The 3,886-nt window shown below is 46.4% G+C and carries 4 protein-coding genes and 1 pseudogene; 4 read left to right on the top strand and 1 reads right to left on the bottom strand.

Annotated elements, in window-relative coordinates:
• The 4 genes from V6C93_RS12240 to V6C93_RS12255 all read left to right on the top strand — a co-directional run.
• The coding region (locus V6C93_RS12240; protein WP_333476940.1) for a filamentous hemagglutinin N-terminal domain-containing protein at positions 1 to 1,297 on the top strand (1,297 nt) is incomplete at its 5' end.
• Between the two features lie 59 nt (positions 1,298 to 1,356).
• The gene (locus V6C93_RS12245; RefSeq protein WP_333476941.1) at positions 1,357 to 2,532 is read left to right on the top strand and encodes a hypothetical protein; all 1,176 of its coding nucleotides are present in this window, start codon (positions 1,357 to 1,359) and stop codon (positions 2,530 to 2,532) included.
• A gap of 114 nt (positions 2,533 to 2,646) precedes the next feature.
• Positions 2,647 to 3,111, top strand: a complete 465-nt coding sequence (locus V6C93_RS12250; protein WP_333476942.1) for a DUF6335 family protein — start codon at positions 2,647 to 2,649, stop codon at positions 3,109 to 3,111.
• Between the two features lie 24 nt (positions 3,112 to 3,135).
• Positions 3,136 to 3,444, top strand: a complete 309-nt coding sequence (locus tag V6C93_RS12255; RefSeq protein ID WP_333476943.1) for a hypothetical protein — start codon at positions 3,136 to 3,138, stop codon at positions 3,442 to 3,444.
• Positions 3,445 to 3,593: 149 nt separating this feature from the next.
• Here V6C93_RS12255 and V6C93_RS12260 read toward each other — a convergent pair.
• Positions 3,594 to 3,886: pseudogene (locus V6C93_RS12260) on the bottom strand (hypothetical protein); the annotation flags it as partial.

Consider the following 3,886-nt stretch of genomic DNA (forward strand, 5'->3'; position numbering starts at 1 on the left):
GATGGTGGCTGGAATTTCTCTAGGCTATCTTATAACCACTAGCCCAGTGGTTGCACAAATTACCTTGGATGGTACTGTGCCCACGAATATTACGCGATCGGGTAATGTGTGGGAAATTACAGGAGGCGCACAAGCGGGAAGCAACCTCTTCCACAGTTTTTCACAGTTCTCTGTTCCTACAGGCAATGCTGCTTACTTCAACAATGCACCGTTAATTGAGAATATCTTCAGCCGTGTAACTGGGAGTTCAGCGTCAGAGATTGATGGTTTAAGTCGAGCCAATGGCACAGCGAATCTATTTCTCCTCAATCCTAATGGGATTCTCTTTGGCTCAAATGCCCGCTTAGATATTGGGGGTTCCTTTACTGCCAGTACCAGCGATCGCATCGTTTTTGCTGATGGCACTCAGTTCAAGGTAACTGACACGGCATCTCAACCCCTGCTAACAATCAGTACACCGCTTGGTGTGCAACATGGAATACAGGCCTCTGGAGCAATTAATAATGCTGGAAATTTGGCTGTGAAACCCAATGCAAATATCACGCTATTTGGCACAACTGTTACCAGTACTGGGCAATTGGTAGCACCCGGAGGGACAGTACAAGTATTGGGCGATCGCATCGCTTTATTAGACAATGCTCTAATTGATGTTTCAGCTCCAGGCGGTGGCGGTACGGTATTAATTGGGGGAGATTATCAGGGGAAAGGTACAGTTCCGAATGCATCGCGTAGCTTTGTAGGTCAAGATGTAACGATTAATGCGGATGCTCTGGGTAGTGGCAATGGTGGGAGAGTAATTGTTTGGTCTGATGAGAGTACCCGATTCTACGGCGAAATCAGTGCCCGTGGTGGTACTCAATCGGGGAATGGTGGATTTGTTGAAGTATCGGGTAAGAGCTTTCTTGACTATGCTGGCGTAGCGGACTTATCTGCGATTCAAGGTCAAATTGGAACTTTGCTTTTAGACCCTACTAATATCACAGTGGTTGCAGGTGCCAATAATCCAGCTGAACTTGCGGCGAACGATCAGTTTGCCGATCCAGGTGTCAACAACACGATCACCAATGGTACCCTCAACGCTGCACCCGCCAATGTGATTCTCCAAGCCACTAACAACATTACCTTCAATGCACCTGTCAATATCTTGACTCCAGGCTCGTTTCAGATCAAGCAGAAGTCAGTACCTTTTCTATTGGAGGAAATGCGGGCAATCTCAATATCCGAACGGGGCAATTGCAGGTTCGGGATGGAGCAGAAATCACTACCGCATCTGAGTCGGGGAATGCTGGCAACTTGAGTGTGCAAGCTACAGAGTTTGTAAATTTGGATCGGGGTTCTCTTCTGAGTTTATCTACAATGACGGGATCGGGGGGGACGATTGCGATCAATACCCGAAACCTAACCTTGCAAAACGGAGGAAAAATTGATACGGGCACCATTGATCGCGGAAGTGCCGGAAGCATCGCTATAAACAGCTCCGACTCGGTAACCGTAGCAGGCACTAGAAGTATTATATCTGCTGCTTCATTTGGTTCGGGAACTGGAGGCAGCCTCTCAATAAACACGGGTACGCTTACTATTCGTAATGGAGGTAGCGTAATAACCAGTACTGCGGGTCAAGGAAATGCCGGAAATCTCATTGTAAAAGCAGCAAACTCCGTCAATGTAACTGATAGCGGTCTCTTATCAACAGGGACTCTCGGCACGGGTGCGGGAGGCAACCTCTCCATAGAAACAAAAACTTTAAATATCCAAAATTCAGGCAAAGTTTTTAGTAGTAGCCTTGATGCGAGTACCTTTGACTTCAGCTTTCTTGACCCCAATATCTATTCACCGGAGTCGATTGAACTTATTCGTAATAGCGTCAACGCCGCAGCACAAGGAAATTTTACTCAAGGCAATTCAGGAAACTTAACTGTAACTGCTACAGATTCAGTGAATGTGGCAACTAACGGGCTTCTTTCTACACAAGCTTATGGTCAAGCCTCTGCGGGTAATCTTATTGTAACAACTGGACAATTAACGCTCCAAGATGCTGGAACTATTTCAGCAACGAGTTTCGGTGACGGATTTGGTGGGAATATTCAGTTACAAGCAAACTCCCTCTCTCTAACAAACGATGGACTCATCAGTAGTCGCAGCCAAGGTGCCAACAGAGCTGGCAATATCTCGATTAATGTCCGTGATGATTTGCAATCGAGCCGGGGAGATATTTTGGCGACTTCTGTTCAGTCTGGTGGTGGTGATATCAATATCACTGCTGGCGATCGCACTGCTCCCATTATCCCTACTGCACCTGCCAAACCCGAACTTGTAGAAGCGCAAGGTTGGGTTTACGGTGCTAAGGGCGAGGTAATTCTTACCGCTTCAGCATCGACAGTAACACCCCAAACTCCCTTTCTCGCTCCCCCTAGCTGCGAGGGCGATACCTACGGCGAACCAGAACCACTACAGAGAAAGCATTCACGTAGCGTCTCGAACAGAGGCAAGCATCACTCAAATTTGCTGGTTAGAAATAAGGGCAATCAATAACCTATCTACGGAGACAATCGATTAAGCCATTTCTCTTCCTATTTGTGGATTCTGGTGCATCTTCTTTTTAGATATGTTGCATCTATAAGCATTCAGAAGATTCATAGGAAAATTATGGGTGAGATTAAAAACAAAACAGCAAACGAAGCTAAGACAACCGATAGAACAATTAGGCTTTCGGATATACCTATTGAAGATAATGGCGAACCAATAATTTCCGATTTACCCCAGGAAATTACCGAATCTTATGGAACCGGTGTTTCCTTAGAGCCCGGTCTAGAAATCGGCGGACGAACGATGCACGACCGGATGGACGAATATACAGCAACAGGCCCTGAACTAACGGGGGGTGATGTGGATGCTCGTTGGGATCAGGCTCATTTGGTGGGTGATGAGGCTGTAGGGGGAACAGTTGCGACTCCCGATCAAAATATTGTTGAAGAACTAGGAGCGGCTGTCGGCATCGAGTATGACGATCAGGTATTTCTCCGGACTAACGATATTTTGGAAGAGCGTGATGATAAAAGATGGGATTTAGACCCCATGTCTTCCGAAGATTATCAAGAGCGTCGGGAATAACCTCCTTTCTGTAGAGAGACTCAGATGATACACAGCCAAAAACCTATTATGCCGGAAGACCTATCCATGACATTTCACTTTGTCAATGGACAAAGCCGGACTTTCGATATTTCCTCTCCTGTGGAGCCTGACATCACTCGTTCTGACAACCGTCAGGTGATACGGCGCTTTCTCAAAGAAAACTGGTGGGTCATTCAGACAGCAGAGCGGACAGTTTTTATCAATGCAGCCAATGTCTTAATGGTTGAAGTGAACCCTCCCATGCCAACCTTAGAAGGGGAAGGAATCCTTCATACAGAGCTTACCACTCACAATCGATCAAGAGATTTTTAGCGATCAGCTTCTCTGCGAGACGCTACGCGAACGCTGGTGCCCCTTGGGCGATCGCTCTCTTAAGCTGCTCCATATCTAGTTTGTACTTTCGTTAGTATTAAAACTCTTGTGGGATGGGCATCTTGCCCGTCCTCCTCTCTTTCGTTTCTTTAGGTGCCGCTTGGTGAGGATGTCAAAAGTGTCTGTGGCGTCCAGGTTGGACCCTCGCAACGCGGCCCAGAAGGCGTCCAGAGCAGTTGATCTAAACACATCCGTCGTGCTTCCATGTTTGTATCCCAAGCATGGTAAACAATAGACTTATCCTTAATATAAACTGTGTGAAACAATAAAGAACAATCAAAGATTTTTACAGCTAGTAATGACAAGCCCTTTAGCAAGAATCGAATCACATCCCCAAGAAGCCAAACGACTAATCGGTATTGATTATGAGCCTTTTTTAGCA

The organism is Allocoleopsis sp. (assembly GCF_036703385.1).
In the GTDB taxonomy this organism is placed as follows: Bacteria; Cyanobacteriota; Cyanobacteriia; order Cyanobacteriales; family Coleofasciculaceae; genus Allocoleopsis.

Excerpts from the sequence above, each read along its gene's own strand:
- V6C93_RS12245 (WP_333476941.1), top strand. The coding sequence starts at position 1,357 with ATGACGGGATCGGGGGGGACGATTGCGATCAATACCCGAAACCTAACC.
- V6C93_RS12250 (WP_333476942.1), top strand. The coding sequence starts at position 2,647 with ATGGGTGAGATTAAAAACAAAACAGCAAACGAAGCTAAGACAACCGAT.
- V6C93_RS12255 (WP_333476943.1), top strand. The coding sequence starts at position 3,136 with ATGATACACAGCCAAAAACCTATTATGCCGGAAGACCTATCCATGACA.